8 protein-coding genes are annotated in these 14,621 nt (G+C 69.1%); 5 read left to right on the top strand and 3 right to left on the bottom strand.

The features are described from left to right. Positions 1-24: 24 nt before the first annotated feature. The 4 genes from ACX114_RS07405 (at position 25) to ACX114_RS07390 (ending at position 8,337) form a co-directional block, all read left to right on the top strand. Positions 25-966 (top strand): DUF808 domain-containing protein, encoded by a 942-nt coding sequence (locus tag ACX114_RS07405; RefSeq protein WP_459296095.1) that lies wholly within the window; start codon positions 25-27, stop codon positions 964-966. Between the two features lie 96 nt (positions 967-1,062). After that, a complete protein-coding gene (locus ACX114_RS07400; RefSeq protein WP_459296093.1) occupies positions 1,063-4,347 on the top strand; it encodes an Ig-like domain-containing protein in 3,285 nt (1,094 codons plus the stop codon). A 133-nt stretch (positions 4,348-4,480) separates the two neighbouring features. Beyond that, the gene (locus tag ACX114_RS07395; protein ID WP_459296091.1) at positions 4,481-6,154 is read left to right on the top strand and encodes a serine hydrolase domain-containing protein; all 1,674 of its coding nucleotides are present in this window, start codon (positions 4,481-4,483) and stop codon (positions 6,152-6,154) included. Between the two features lie 110 nt (positions 6,155-6,264). Then, positions 6,265-8,337, top strand: coding sequence for a PQQ-dependent sugar dehydrogenase (locus ACX114_RS07390; protein WP_459296089.1), 2,073 nt, complete (start codon positions 6,265-6,267; stop codon positions 8,335-8,337). Positions 8,338-8,389: 52 nt separating this feature from the next. On the opposite strand, the gene ACX114_RS07385 is transcribed toward ACX114_RS07390, so the two are convergent. Continuing rightward, on the bottom strand, positions 8,390-10,858 hold the full coding sequence (locus ACX114_RS07385) for a phosphoketolase family protein (protein WP_459296087.1): 2,469 nt from the start codon (positions 10,856-10,858) through the stop codon (positions 8,390-8,392). A gap of 13 nt (positions 10,859-10,871) precedes the next feature. Beyond that, the gene (locus ACX114_RS07380; protein WP_459296085.1) at positions 10,872-11,936 is read right to left on the bottom strand and encodes a class I fructose-bisphosphate aldolase; all 1,065 of its coding nucleotides are present in this window, start codon (positions 11,934-11,936) and stop codon (positions 10,872-10,874) included. Positions 11,937-12,142: 206 nt separating this feature from the next. Between ACX114_RS07380 and ACX114_RS07375 the strand changes: the two genes are divergently transcribed. After that, positions 12,143-13,666, top strand: coding sequence for a Cof-type HAD-IIB family hydrolase (locus ACX114_RS07375; protein ID WP_459296083.1), 1,524 nt, complete (start codon positions 12,143-12,145; stop codon positions 13,664-13,666). Here ACX114_RS07375 and ppk2 read toward each other — a convergent pair. Next, a complete protein-coding gene (gene ppk2 / locus ACX114_RS07370) occupies positions 13,647-14,447 on the bottom strand; it encodes a polyphosphate kinase 2 (RefSeq protein ID WP_459296081.1) in 801 nt (266 codons plus the stop codon). The two genes, ACX114_RS07375 and ppk2, sit on opposite strands and share 20 nt — an antisense overlap. Positions 14,448-14,621: the final 174 nt, after the last annotated feature.

Raw genomic sequence — 14,621 nt, 5'->3', positions numbered from 1 at the left:
CACCCCCCAGCCCGGAAGACATCCATGGCAGGCAGCAGCCTGATTGCGCTCATCGACGACATCGCCACCATCCTGGATGACGTCTCCATCCTGACGAAGGTGGCGGCGAAGAAGACCGCGGGAGTGCTGGGAGACGACCTGGCACTCAACGCGCAGCAGGTGACGGGCGTGAACGCGGACCGCGAGCTGCCCGTGGTGTGGGCGGTGGCGAAGGGCTCGCTCGTCAACAAGGCCATCCTGGTGCCGGCGGCGCTGGCCATCAGCGCGCTGGCGCCCTGGCTGGTGACCCCGCTGTTGATGATTGGCGGCGCCTTCCTCTGCTTCGAGGGCGCGGAGAAGCTGGCGCACAAGCTCCTGCACGGCAAGGAAGAGGACGAGGCGCACCACGCCGAGCTGCGCAAGTCGCTGGAGGACCCGAACATCGACCGGGTGGCCCTGGAGAAGGGCAAGATCAAGGGCGCGGTGCGCACGGACTTCATCCTCTCCGCGGAGATCATCGCCATCACGCTGGGCACCGTGGCGACGGCGGACTTCGCCACCCGCGTCACGGTGATGGTGGGCATTGCCCTCATCATGACGGTGGGCGTGTACGGGCTGGTGGCGGGCATCGTGAAGCTGGACGACGCGGGCCTGTACCTCAGCCGCAAGGGCGGTGGCTTCGCGCAGGGCCTGGGCCGGGGCATCCTCCGCGCGGCGCCGTGGCTGATGAAGTTCCTCTCCGTGGCGGGCACGGCGGCCATGTTCCTGGTGGGCGGCGGCATCCTCGTGCACGGCGTCTCCAGCCTGCACCACGCCGAGGAGTCCTTCACCAAGTGGGCGTCCGGAGTCCCGGGCGTGGGCAGCGTCCTGGGCGGGCTCGCCCCCATGCTGCTCAACGCTGCGGTGGGCCTGGGCGCCGGCGCCCTGCTGGTGGTGCTCTTCACGCTGGGCCAGAAGCTGTTCAAGAAGCGCGACGCCAAGACGTAGCGCCAGGGCCTCGCATGGGTGGGATTGCGCGAAAACAGTAAATCGTGCAATCACCGCTGCTGGATGTCTTCACGAGTCCAGCAGAGGGGGAGTCCCATGCAATGGCGTACCTGGCTGCGGGGCAGCCTTGTCTTGTTGTGTCTGAGCTGTGGTCCCACGTCACAGGAAGACGCTCCGGTCCGGACACGGGCCGAGCAGCTCGTGGTGGAGCGCGGCTTCGACCTCCGGGATGTGTCCCTGGTGCCGGACGCGAAGGGGGTGCGGCAGGCGCTCCACTTCCGGGGCGTGCCGGTCTGGGGCCTGGAGGCGAAGTCCGCTCTGGGCCAGACCTTCTTCTCCAACGTCCGGTTCCAGCCCACGGGCGCGGTGGAGACGGAGGCCCGGCTCACCGAGGCGCAGGCCCGGGACGCCGCGCTCGCGGCCCTGAAGGACCCCACCGCGAAGGTGGAGTCCGCGCGGCTGGTGCTCCTGCCCACGGAGGTGCGCCAGCTGAGGAAGGACGCGGGCCCCCCGCGCTTCACCGGCCCCCGGAACGCAGCGGACTTCGAGCGGGTGGTGACGGGCCTGCGGCTCATCTACCGGCTCCAGCTGGCCACGGGCGGGGACCTGCCCCGGCAATGGAGCGCGCGGGTGGATGCACGCACCGGCGAGGTGCTGCACCTGGAGCCACTCGAACACACGGGCATGCAGGGGACGTTCAAGAAGGCGCGGGGCACGGGCGTCTACGCGGGCGCGGTCAACCTGACCGTGTTCTCCGACGCCATGTGGGGGGACACCTGGCTGCGGGACATGTACGGCAATGACTACTACGCCTATGTGCCGCAACAGCCGAGGGGCGGCACCTGGGAGCTGTATTACACCTCCGACCTGGTCCTGGGTGACGGGCTCCTCTTCAGCGGAGGAAGCACGCTCGGAACCAACGGAGAGACCGCGGCGGTGGACGCCTACCACGCCGTGGGCCTGGCGTGGACCGTCTACACGACCTTCCTGGGGCGCGCGGGCCCGACGGGAGACGGCACGAAGTTCGACATCCGGGTGCACAGCAATGACGACAACGCCTACTACTTCCCCAGCCTGCGCAGTCCGAAGCTCCGGATCGGCTACCGCAACCCGACCGGCCATCCCAGGATTCCGCTCACGACCACCGACATCGTCGCGCACGAGTTGGGCCATGACTTCTTCGGCCGGGAGGTAGCAGGAGACCCCGCGCTCATCGAGAAAGAGCGTTCGGAGCAGGCCGGGCTGGACGAGGGCACGGGAGACATCTTCGGTTTCGTCACCGAGCTGCTGCGCGACGCGAAGCGGGCGTCGTCTTCGTCGACGAACATCGATGGGGTAGTGCTCAAGCCCTCGAACCTCACCCTGGGCGAGGAGACGGGCGTCACGTCCCGCAGCCTCCTGGAGCCCCAGTTTCCGGAGTGGTTCGACACCCTCGGCACCGCGGACGAGCACGTCTCCTCGGGCCCCCTGGACCGGATGTTCATGCTGCTGGCCTATGGTTGCAGGACGCAGGTGGCGAGCCCGTGGTTCTGCGAGCGGGTGCCGGAGGGGTTCAGTGGCCTGGGCCCCACGGAGGCGCTGCGCATCTGGGCGCAGGCGGTGCAGTTACTGCCGCTGAAAGCGGACTACCTGCAAGCGCGCCAGGCGGCGCTCGCGGCGGCGACCGCGCGGGACGGCGTGCTGAACGGTCCCCGGATGAAGGCCGTGGCCCGGGCGTTCGCGGCCGTCAACGTCGGCTACGCGCCGGACTCGGTGCCGCCGCAGACCACGCTGAGCTGCCGGCAGCTGAACCAGGACATCGAATGCACCGGCACCATCACCGACGCCGAGGTGCCGGACGAGTACACCACCGCGCCGCGACTGGTGGTGGACGGAGGCGCGCAAACCCAGACGCTGTCCGGCTGGCAGTTCGTGCAGGTGCTGCCGGGCGCCGCGCTGGCCCATGGCAATCACACCGTCCAATTGCAGGCCTGGGATTACTGGGGGAACCTGGCCACGAGGACGGTGACGGTCGCGATGGACAAGGTGGCCCCCACCTTCTCCGTCCTGCGCTCGGGGACGCCGAAGCAGCCCCGCTACTCCGTCACCGCGAGCGACGCCTCCGGAATCCTCTCCGTGGACTTCGTTACGGATGGCCAGTTCCAGACCGGCATCTTCGAGCCCCCCTACGAGCTGGTGCTGGACACGTCCACCTGGACCGACGGCACCCATGACGTGGCCATCAAGGTCTACGACAGGCACCTGAACGCCTCCGTCCAGCACTTCGCCCTGAAGGCGGACAACACGCCGCCCCTCCTGACGATGACGGCGGCGGAGGGAACCGAGGCGCCGTTCCAGGTGAACCTCTCGGTGACGGACAGCTCCGAGGTGGCGCGGGTGGACTTCAAGGTGGATGGCTTTGTCTTCGCCACGCGGACGAACAACGCCACGATGTACCAGGCCAGCTACACGCCCCCGGATGAGCTGGCCCACAACCTCACCGCGGAGGTGACGGATGCCTTTGGCAACAAGGGGACCACCGCCATGGCGGCCCCGCTCGACCGCACGGCCCCGGCGGTGAGCTTCGCCAAGACGCAGCCGGGCTCGCTGGTGCGGCTGAGCGTCAGCGTGACGGATGGCTGTGGCCTCGCATATCCGTATGCGCTGTATGTGGACGGGGCGCTGGTGGCGCAGCCCACGACCCCGGCTTATGTGCTGGAGTTCGGGGATGCGATGTCCGCGGGGGCGCACACGTTCCAGGCCGTCGTGCGCGACCTGTGCGGCAACACGGCGAACTTCGTGACGCCATTCATCAAGGACCTCACCCCGCCGGTCATCACGGGCATCCTCCGGGACGACACCCAGCCGAAGAAGCCGAAGTTCACCGTGCAGTGCACGGACACGGAGGGCGTGCACCACGTGGAGCTGCGCGAGGGCGGCGCCGTCACCCAGACGGACACCACCGCGCCCTATGAGTTCGTGGTCGACACCACGGGCCGCGCGGACGGCGACTCCTCGCTGCTGTTCCAATGCACGGACATCAACGGGGTCTCCAGCTCGCCGGAGACCCGGACGGTGACGGCGGACAACACCGGGCCCACCATCAACCTCACGCTCTACGGCTCGGGCCGCTCCTACCTCATCTCCGCGGAGCCCGCGAGCGACCCTCGCGGCATTCAGTCCATCACCCTCGCGCAGGTCCTGATCCCCACCTACTCCGCCACGCTCACCCAGGCGCCCTGGTCCACGTGGTGGAACATCCCTGGCACCGGCTCCATCCAGTCGGACCTGCTGTTCTCCGTCACCGCCAAGGACAAATGGGGGAACACGTCCTTCAAGTCCTTGTACTGCTCGGTGAGCACCACCTCCACCGTGGCGCAATACAGGACCTGCCACCCATGAGCTGACGCGGCCCGTTCGCCGCACCGGGGGGCCCGTTCGCCGCGGGCCCGTCCCCACCGGCTGAACACTTTCCCGGCGCGGCACCCGCGTGGGCATCGTGCTTCCCGCACACCCATTGCCTGGAAAGCACCCCATGCCGCGCAAGCTGCCCGTGTCTTCGCTTCTGCTCGTCGCCCTCACGTGCGCCCCCGCCCTGGCCGCGGACACGCTGCCCAGGGGGCGCCACAAGCAGGTGGATGCCCTCTTCTCGCAGTGGAGCAGCAAGACGGTGCCCGGCTGCGCGGTGGGCATCTCACGCGACGGCGCGCTGGACTACGCGCGCGGCTACGGCATGGCGGACCTGGAGCACGACGTGCCGGTCACGCCGCGCTCCGTCTTCTCCATCGCCTCCATCTCCAAGCAGTTCACGGCCTTCTCGATTGGGCTGCTGGCGCAGGAGGGCAAGCTCTCGCTGGACGACGACATCCGCGAGCACGTGCCGGAGCTGCCCGCGTTTCCCAAGGTCATCACGCTCGCGCACCTGATGCATCACACCAACGGGCTGCGGGAGCAGGGACAGTTGCTGAACCTGGCGGGCTGGCGCGGGGATGACGTGTCCACCGAGGCGGACGTCCTCTGGGCGCTGAGCCGGCAGCGCGGCGTGAACTTCGAGCCGGGCGCGGAGGTCCTGTATGGCAATGCCGCGTACACGTTGCTGGGGCTCGTGGTGCGCCGCGTCTCCGGTCAGTCGCTGCGAGCGTTCACCGACGAGCGCATCTTCAAGCCGCTCGGGATGACAGACACCCGCTTCCGCGAGGACCACACCGAGCTCTTCCCCCGGCGAGCCTGGGGCTACACCTCCCGCGACGGCGGTGGCTGGCGCCTCAGTGACGCCCATTCCGACCACTACGGCGCGGGCAACCTGTACTCCACGATAGGCGACCTGCTGAAGTGGCAGCAGAACCTGCTCGACGCACGCGTCGGTGGGCAGGCGCTGGTCTCGATGGTGCGGACCTCCGGCAGGCTGAACGACGGCACCGAGACGGGCTACGGCGGCGGCCTCCGGCTGGCGGGGTATCGCGGCCTGGACATGGTGAGCCACGACGGCATGGACGGCGGCTACCGCACGGAGTCCCTCCTCTTTCCGGCTCACCGGGTCGCCATCGTCACGCTCTGCAACAGCGGCCTCATCGATGCCAGCGCGCTCGCCCGCAAGGTGGCTGACGTGTACCTGGGCGCGCACATGAAGGACGAGATACCGCCTGCCGTGAAGGTGGCGGAGACGGAGCTGGCGGCGCTGGCCGGCGACTACTGGAGCCCCCTGACGGGTGAGGTGGTGCGGGTGGAGCTCAAGGACGGAGCGCTGCGACAGGTGGGCACGCCCACCGCCCTCGTGCCCATGGGCGATGGCGCGTTCCGTCCCGGTGAGTCGACGCACGTCTGGCGTTTCTCGAGCCCGCGCGAGCTGGGCATCCGGGACTTCTGGCCGATGGAAAGGCCCTTCATCCGCGTCACCGAGCCGAAGCCCACGGGTCCGGCATTGGCGGCCTTCGCGGGGCAGTACCGCAGCGACGAGGTCGACACGACCTACACGGTGCGCGTCGCGGACGGGAAGCTGGCCATCCACTGGCCACGCCGGGAGGAGGTCGTGCTGGATGCGGTGGGCGGAGACCACTTCGCCGGCTCGCTCGGCGCGGTCACGTTCACGCGCGCGGCCTCTGGCGGAATCGACGGTCTGACCATCAGCAGCCGCCGCCTGCGCCGGTTCCGCGCGGAGCGGCTCCCGGGAGCAGCGGCGGTGAGAGCGACTTCGACGGCAGGCAATTGAACGCCCGTCCCTGTTGATAGCCGTTCAACACCCGCACGTGCGTTCCCGAGAGTTCACTTGAGGTCTTCCATGGATTTCCTGAAAGAGGAGGAATGCAAAGGAGCGTCTCAATGCACGTGCGTCCCCTGGTGGCAGGAGCATTCCTGGTCGCCGCTGTTGGTTGTGGAGAGAAGCCGGAGACCGACCCCGAACTCCAGACCCAGAGCGCCGCGGTGGTCGCCGGCTCGCGGCTCGTCAGCGTGCAGTCCGGCCGCTGCCTCGACGTGGCGCAGAACAGCCAGACCGCGGGGCAGGAGCTCCACATCTATGACTGCCACAGCCAGGACAACCAGCGGTTCCTCTTCACGCCGGAGGGCGAGCTGCGCGCGTTCGGTGGCTCCTGGTGCGTCCAGCCGGAGACCGCCAGCTCCGGGGCCCGGGCCGTCATCGCCGCCTGCAATGGGACGGCGAACCAACGGTGGGTGCGCAACACCGCTGGCGCGGTGATCCACACGGCGACCTCGCTGTGCCTGGACGTGTCCGGTCAGGCCACCGCCAACAGCTCGAAGGTCATCGTCTGGTCCTGCAACGCGCAGACGAACCAGCAGTGGTCGTTCCCGGCGGACACCCAGGCGCCCACCGTGCCCACCGGGCTCGCGCTGTCCAACGTGACGTGCAACTCGGCCACGCTGTCCTGGTCGCCTTCCACGGACAACCAGGGCGTCGCCTTCTATGACGTCTACCATGACGGCCAGCTGATGAAGTCCGTCTCCGGCGCCACGGTGTCCACCGGGCTGACCCTGGTCCCCGGCGTGACCTGGGGCCTGTATGTGAATGCACGGGACGCGGTGGGCAATGTCTCCCAGGGCAGCGCCACGCTCTCCATCACCGTGCCGCAGTGCCAGGCGGACACCCAGGCTCCCAGCATCCCGACCGGCGTCACCGCCGCCGCGTCCGGCACCAGCGTGACGGTGAACTGGACCGCGTCCACCGACAACGTGGGCGTGACCGCGTACGACGTGTTCCGGGGCGGCGTGAAGATTGGCACGGTGGCCGGCGCGCCGCCGGGGACCTCCTTCGTCGACAGCGGCCTGTCCGCGAACACGGCCTACACCTACGCCGTGCTCGCCCGTGACGCCCAGTCCAACGCGTCCGCCCAGAGCGCGTCCGTGACGGTCACCACGGGACAGGCCTGCGCGAACGCCGTCTGCTCCGTCATCCAGGTCGCCACCGACACGGACATCCCGTGGGGTCTGGTGAACCTGCCGGACGGAACGGTGCTCTACAGCCGCCGCGACGCGCAGAACATCATCCGCCTGGACCCGGCGACGGGCCAGAAGACGTCCGTGGGCACCGTCCCCAACGTGCAGAGCACCGACGGCGAGGGCGGCCTGATGGGGCTGGCGCTCTCCCCCACCTTCGCCACCGACCGCTGGCTGTACGTGATGCACACCTCCCCCACCGACAACCGCATCGTGCGGCTGCGGTATGAGAACGGCGCCCTCGACACCGCGTCGCTCCAGGTGCTGCTCCAGGGCATCGGCCGCAACAAGTTCCACAACGGCGGGCGCCTGCGCTTTGGCCCGGACGGGAAGCTCTACGCGTCCACGGGGGATGCCCAGAACGGCGCCTACGCGCAGGACATCAACAACCTGGCCGGCAAGGTGCTGCGGCTCAACGCGGACGGCACCGTCCCGTCCGACAACCCCTTCGGCAACTACGTGTGGAGCTACGGCCACCGCAACCCGCAGGGCCTGGCCTTCGACTCGCAGGGCCGCCTGTGGGAGCAGGAGTTCGGCAACTCCGTGATGGACGAGACCAACCTCATCCAGAAGGGCGGCAACTACGGCTGGCCCAACTGCGAGGGCACGGTGTCCCAGGGCGGCTCGGGCTGCGCGACGGCCGGCTACATCGCGCCGAAGATGACGTACTCCACGGCGGACGGTTCGTGCTCCGGCATCACGGTGGTGCGCGACGTCCTCTACGTGGCCTGCGGCCGCGGCACGCGCCTCTACCGCGAGGTCATCAGCGGCACCAGCCTGACCAACGTGCAGCAGTTCTTCGTCGGCACCTACGGCCGGCTGCGCACCGTGGAGCCCACCCCGGACGGCAACCTGTGGCTGACCACCACCAACCAGGGTGACAAGGACAGCATCCCCAACAACAGCAACGAGCGCATCTTCCGCGTCGTGCTGGGGCAGTAGCCGCCGCGAGGCTCACGCATGGCGCCCGGTCGCGCCATGCGTGAGCGGTCCCTCAGTCCGGCCAGGTCCAGTCCGCGATCTCAGGGCGGTCCCGGCCGTGCTCGTGCGCGTAGGCCAGGTTTTCGAGGATGGCGTTCTTCATCTCCTCCTTCAGGTGCCCCGCCTTCGCGTGCAGCCCTGGCACACGGTCGATGACGTCGATGACCAGGTGGAAGCGGGACGTGTCGTTGAGGATGGCCAGCTCGAAGGGCGTGTTGATGTTGCCCTTCTCCCGGTAGCCGTGCACGTGCAGGTCCTCGTGGTTGATGTAGCGATAGGCCAGCTTGTGGATGAGCGAGGCGTAGCCGTGGAAGCTGAAGATGATCGGCTTGCCCGGCGGGAACAGGCTCTCCAGCTCGCGCTGGGTGGACCCGTGCGGGTGCTCCGCCAACGACTGGAGCTTGAACAGGTCCACGACGTTGATGAAGCGCAGCTTCAACTGGGGTGCGCGCGCACGCAGGATGGAGGCCGCGGCCAGGGCCTCCTGCGTCGCGACGTCGCCGCAGCAGGCCATGATGACGTCCGGCTCCGCGTCCTCGTCCGTGCTGGCCCGCTTCCAGATGCCGAGCCCCTTGGCGCAGTGGGCGACGGCCTCCTCGATGCTGGTGAACTGCAGGTGCTTCTGCTTGTCCGCGACGATGACGTTGACGCAGTCGGTGCTGCGCAGGCACTGGTCCGCCACCACCAGCAGCGTGTTGGCGTCCGGCGGCAGGTAGATGCGCGTGACCGAGCCGGACTTGTTCGTCACCAGGTCGATGAAGCCCGGGTCCTGATGTGAGAACCCGTTGTGGTCCTGACGCCACACCGTCGAGGAGAGGAGGATGTTCTCCGAGGCGACCGGGGCCCGCCATTTCACGTGGTTCTTGCTGATGTCCAACCACTTGGCGTGCTGGTTGAACATGGAGTCCACGACGTGGGCGAACGCCTCGTAGGTGTGGAAGAGGCCGTGGCGCCCCGTGAGCAGATACCCTTCCAGCCAGCCCAGCAGCGTGTGCTCCGACAGCATCTCCATGACGCGGCCGTCCCGCGCGAGATGCCCCCCGTCCGCGTCCTCCGGCAGCAGCGCGGACATCCACGTCTTGCCGGTCACCTCGTAGAGGGCCTGGAGCCGGTTGGAGGCGGTCTCGTCCGGGCCGAAGACGCGGAAGGTCGTCGGATTGTCCCGCATGACGTCCCGCAGGAACTCGCCGAGCGGCTTCGTGTTCTCATGCAGCGTGGTGCCGCGCGAGCCGACCTTGACCGCGTAGTCGCGGAAGTCAGGCATCCTGAGCGCCTTGCGGAGCAGGCCGCCGTTGGCGTGGGGGTTCGCGCTCATCCGCCGGTTCCCCTTGGGCGCGAGCGACCGGAGCTCCGGCATCAGCCGTCCCTCCGCGTCGAACAGCTCCTCGGGGCGGTAGCTGCGCATCCAGTCTTCCAGCGCCTTGAGGTGCGCCGGGTTGTCGCGCACGTCGCCGAAGGGGACCTGGTGGGAGCGCCAGGAGCCCTCCAGCCGGTGCCCGTCCAGCTCCTTCGGGCCGGTCCAGCCCTTGGGTGAGCGCAGGATGATCATGGGCCAGCGCGGGCGCGTCGGCGTGTCCGTCAGCCGGGCCTTCTTCTGCACGGCGCGGATCTCCTCGACGGCGCGCTCCAGCGTCTCCGCCATCTTCTGGTGCATCTGGACCGGGTCGCTGCCCTCGACGACGTAGGGCTTGTAGCCGTAGCCGACGAACAGGGCCTCCAGCTCCTCCGGGCTGATGCGGGAGAGGATGGTGGGGTTGGCGATCTTGTACCCGTTGAGGTTCAGGATGGGCAGCACGGCGCCGTCCCGCACGGGGTTGAGGAACTTGTTCGAGTGCCAGGCCGTCGCGAGCGGTCCGGTCTCCGCTTCGCCGTCCCCCACGACACAGGCGACGATGAGGTCCGGGTTGTCGAAGGCCATGCCGTAGGCGTGGGAGAGGCTGTAGCCCAGCTCACCGCCTTCGTGGATGGAGCCCGGCGTCTCCGGGGTGACGTGGCTGCCGATGTGCCCGGGGAAGGAGAACTGCTTGAAGAACTTCCGCATCCCTTCCGCGTCCTGGCTCTTGTCCGGATAGACCTCCGAGTAGGTGCCCTCCAGGTACGCCGGCCCGAGCACGCCCGGGGCGCCGTGGCCCGGCCCGGCCACGAAGATGACGTCGAGGTTCTGCTCGACGATGAGCCGGTTCAGGTGGACCCAGGTGAACGAGAGCGCCGGGCTCGCGCCCCAGTGGCCGAGCAGCCGGTGTTTCACGTCCTTCGGCACCAGGGGCCTGCTCAAGAGCGGGTTGTCCTGGAGGTAGATCATCCCCACCGCCAGGTAGTTGCACGCCCGCCAGTACGCGTTCATCAACTCCACTTCCCTGGCGGTGAGCGGTCCTCCGCCCCGGGTCCGCTCCCGGCCTGGAGCGGAGGGCCCCGGGCCGTGCTCCCTGGCGGACAACGGTGGCCCATATTCCGACGCTTCCGTCCCTTCGGGGTGTGCCATGACATGCCTCCCATCAGTGGTGGGTGTGGAGTGTTGAGTCGTCCGGGGCGATGGCCGCTTCGCCCTCCATGGCCGCGCTGTAGCCGCCCAGGACCGCCGCGCTGTCGCACCAGGCGCGGTGGAGGAACGCCCGCTGGGCGGCGGGCACCTGCTCACGCTGGCCCCGCCAGGCAGCGAGCGCCTCGTCCTGCAGCGCGCGTCCGAAGGAGAAGCTCAGCGTCCAGGGCTTCGGGCCTTCCAGCGCATTGAGGGCGTTGAGGTGCGCGGTGGCCAGGACCGCGTCCTGTCCGCCGGACAGGAAGACGATGCCGGGGACCGCGGGCGGCACATGGCGCGTCAGGACGCGCAACGTCGCCTCCGCCACCTGCTCCACCGAGGCCTGCCTCGCGAAGCCGTGGCCCGCGGTGACCATGTTCGGCTTGAGCAACATCCCTTCCAGGGCCACCCGCGCGACGAAGAGCTCGGTGAAGACCGCCTGCAGCACGCGCCCCGTCACGTCCTCACACCGCTCGAGCGCGTGCGCGCCCTCCATCAGGACCTCGGGCTCCACGATGGGCACCAGGCCCTGCTCCTGGCAGAGGGCGGCGTAACGCGCGAGCGCGTGCGCGTTCGCGTGGATGCACGTCGCCGAGGGACGTCCCTCGCGGATGACGAAGACCGCGCGCCACTTGGCGAAGCGCGCGCCCAGCTCGCGGTATTCCTCCAGCCGCTCGCGCAAGCCGTCGAGCCCTTCCGTGACGGACTCTCCCGGCGCGCCGGCCAGGGGACGGACGCCGGCGTCGACCTTGATGCCGGGGATGATGCCGCGGCCCGCGAGCAGGTCGGCCAGCGGGATGCCGGTGGCGCTGTCCTGGTGGATCGTCTCGTCCTGCAGGATGACACCGCCGATGAACTCGGCGATGCCGGGCGTACTGAAGAGCAGCTCCCGGTAGGCGCGGCGGCTGTCCGCGGTCGACTCGATTCCGCGCGCGGTCAGGCGCTTCGTGATCGTGGAGACCGTCTCGTCCGCCGCCAGGATGCCCTTCGCGTCGGCAACGATGGCTCGCGCGGTTTCGCCAAGCCCTGGCATCGTCGGCATGTCTTCCTCCCGTCCCTGGAGCCAAACCTGAGCGCGTCCGGGTGCGCCGACAACCAGCGATGGGGCGCTCGGCAACGGGGCTGCCTCCGGACGCCGGGCAGGCACGTGCGGCCCGCGTCGCGATGCCATCTTGAGCCTTGGGCCGCACTGTCAATGGCAACCAACGCCCGTCGTGCGGTCACGGCAGCGGGCGGGCGGAGACAGCCATGACCATCAAGTTGCTCATCGCGGACGTCGACGGGACGCTGGTGACGAAGGACAAGGTCCTCACCTCGCGAACCCGTGAGGCCGTGGCGCGGCTGCGTGACAGCGGCGTCATGTTCACCCTCACGAGCGGGCGTCCGCCGCGTGGGATGGCCGGGCTGGTGGGCCCGCTGGGCCTCACCGCACCCCTGGCCGCTTTCAACGGCGGCATGTACGTCAAGCCCGACCTGACGACGGTGCTGGCGCAGCGGACCCTGCCTCCCGCCATCGCCGGGGACGCCGTCGACTTCATGCTCCAGGCGGGCCTGGATGTCTGGGTCTATCAGGGGGCGGGCTGGTTCCTCCGCGACCGCGACGCCTTCCGCGTGGCGCGCGAGCGGAACAACGTCGGGTTCGACCCGACCGTCGTCACGGACCTGCACGGCGTGCTCGACGCCGCCATCAAGATCGTCGGGGTGAGCGAGGACACGGCGCGGGTCGCGCGCTGCGAGGCGGAGCTCGCCGTGCGGCTGGGCGCCGAGGCATCCGCGGCGCGCTCGACGGCCTACTACCTCGACGTCACGCACCCCGAGGCGAACAAGGGGATGGTCGTACGTGAGGCCGCGCGCCTCCTCTCGCTTCCCCTCGAGCAGATCGCCGTCATCGGAGACATGGCCAACGACCTGCCCATGCTCAACACCGCCGGCCTGGGCATCGCCATGGGCAACGCCAGCGCCGAGGTTCAACGCTCCGCGCGCCACATCACCCGCACCAACGAGGAGGACGGCTTCGCCCACGCGGTGGACGCCTTCATCCTGGGCCAGCCGCCCCTCGCACGCACGAAGCTGGGGCTCCCGCCACGCGCGCGCGCCTGCCTCTTCGGCGTGGATGGCGTCCTCACGCAGACCGCCAGCCTCCATGCCAGGGCCTGGAAACAGTTGTGCGACTACTACCTGCGGCAGCGCGCGCGGTCCTCGGGGCAGCCCTTCATCCCCTTCGACCTGGTGCGCGACTACAGCCGCTGCTTCGATGGCAGGCCCTCCCTGGAGGGCATCCACGCGTTCCTCGATGCCCGCGGCATCGAGCTGCCGGAGAGCACGGTCCACGCCCTGAACGACCGCAAGGCGGAGCTGCTGGTGGAGCTGCTCCGGCAGGAGCGCGTGGAGACCTATGAGGGAGCGGTCCGCTACGTCCAGGCGGCGCGCGCCGAGGGACTCCGGACCGCGGCCGTCTGCGCGAGCAGGCACGGCGCGGAGATGCTCCGGTCGGCCGGCATCGCGGACCTCTTCGACGCACGGCTCGAGGCCACGCCGCTCCCCGAGCTCTACCTCGCGGCGGCCCGGGAGCTCGGCGTCACCTGCGACGAGGCGGTCCTCTTCGAGGACACCCCCGCGGGCGTCGCGGCCGCGCGGGAGGCCCACTTCGCGTATGTCATTGGCGTCGACCGGCTGGGCCAGCCCTCCGGACTGCGCCGCCACGGCGCGGACCTGGAGGTGACGGACCCCGCCGCCCTCCTCGGGCAGGCACTCAGTACTTCTCGGGAATGAAGTGCTTCCCCTGAAGGGAAGCCTCGTCGTCGTACTCGCCCTTCGTGGAGCGGCGGGGCAGCTTCACCTTGGGGCGCTTCACGCGCTGATGGGGAATCTTCTCCAGCAGGAAGCGGATGCAGTTGAGCCGCGCCTTCTTCTTGTTGTCGGACCGCAGGATGAACCAGGGCGCATACGGCGTGTCCGTCGCGGCCAGCATCTGATCCCTCGCCTGGGAGTAGTCGTACCAGCGCGTCCAGGACTTGATGTCCATGGGGCTGAGCTTCCACTGCCGCAAGGGGTCGTCGATGCGCGCCGCGAACCGCCGCGCCTGCTCCGCCTTGCCGACCTCCAGCCAGATCTTCAGCAGGAGGATTCCGCTTTCGACCATGTACTTCTCGAAGACGGGACAGCCGATGAGGAAGCGCTCGTGTTCCTCGGGCGTGCAGAAGCCCATCACGGGCTCCACCCCAGCCCGGTTGTACCAGCTGCGGTCGAAGATCACGATCTCACCCGCCGCGGGGAAATGCGGCACGTACCGCTGCAGGTACATCTGTGACTTCTCCCGGCTCGACGGCGCCGGGAGGGCCACCACGCGGAACACCCGGGGACTGACCCGCTCGGTGATGGCGCGAATCGTTCCGCCCTTGCCCGCCGCGTCCCGGCCTTCGAAGACGACGATGACGCGCATCTGCTCCTGCTTGACCCAATCCTGGAGCTGGCAGAGCTGGGATTGGAGCTTGCGCAGCTCCTTTTCATAGGTCTTGCGCTTCAGGGGCTCCGAGTGCGTGTCCTGTGCCATGGACATAGGGTTGCTACCGGCCGCGGCAGGTGACAGCCCTCATGCCCCCGGGTCCGGGCCTGCCTTGGTCCAACGGACACCGGGCACTGCCCTCCAGGGCATTTGAACGCGCCGCACTTCCGCGCGGCGCCCCCCATGTTGAATCTCCGCTCCCATCGAGGTGTCGCGGATGAG

The sequence above is a fragment of the Corallococcus sp. M7 genome, from assembly GCF_054512695.1.
This window is presented reverse-complemented; position numbering and strand designations above follow the sequence as displayed.

What these genes read in the sequence shown, in the direction of transcription:
- ACX114_RS07390 (WP_459296089.1), top strand. Translation starts at nt 6,265, where the DNA reads ATGCACGTGCGTCCCCTGGTGGCAGGAGCATTCCTGGTCGCCGCTGTT.
- ACX114_RS07405 (WP_459296095.1), top strand. Translation starts at nt 25, where the DNA reads ATGGCAGGCAGCAGCCTGATTGCGCTCATCGACGACATCGCCACCATC.
- ACX114_RS07395 (WP_459296091.1), top strand. Translation starts at nt 4,481, where the DNA reads ATGCCGCGCAAGCTGCCCGTGTCTTCGCTTCTGCTCGTCGCCCTCACG.
- ppk2 (WP_459296081.1), bottom strand. Translation starts at nt 14,447, where the DNA reads ATGGCACAGGACACGCACTCGGAGCCCCTGAAGCGCAAGACCTATGAA.
- ACX114_RS07385 (WP_459296087.1), bottom strand. Translation starts at nt 10,858, where the DNA reads ATGGCACACCCCGAAGGGACGGAAGCGTCGGAATATGGGCCACCGTTG.
- ACX114_RS07375 (WP_459296083.1), top strand. Translation starts at nt 12,143, where the DNA reads ATGACCATCAAGTTGCTCATCGCGGACGTCGACGGGACGCTGGTGACG.
- ACX114_RS07380 (WP_459296085.1), bottom strand. Translation starts at nt 11,936, where the DNA reads ATGCCGACGATGCCAGGGCTTGGCGAAACCGCGCGAGCCATCGTTGCC.
- ACX114_RS07400 (WP_459296093.1), top strand. Translation starts at nt 1,063, where the DNA reads ATGCAATGGCGTACCTGGCTGCGGGGCAGCCTTGTCTTGTTGTGTCTG.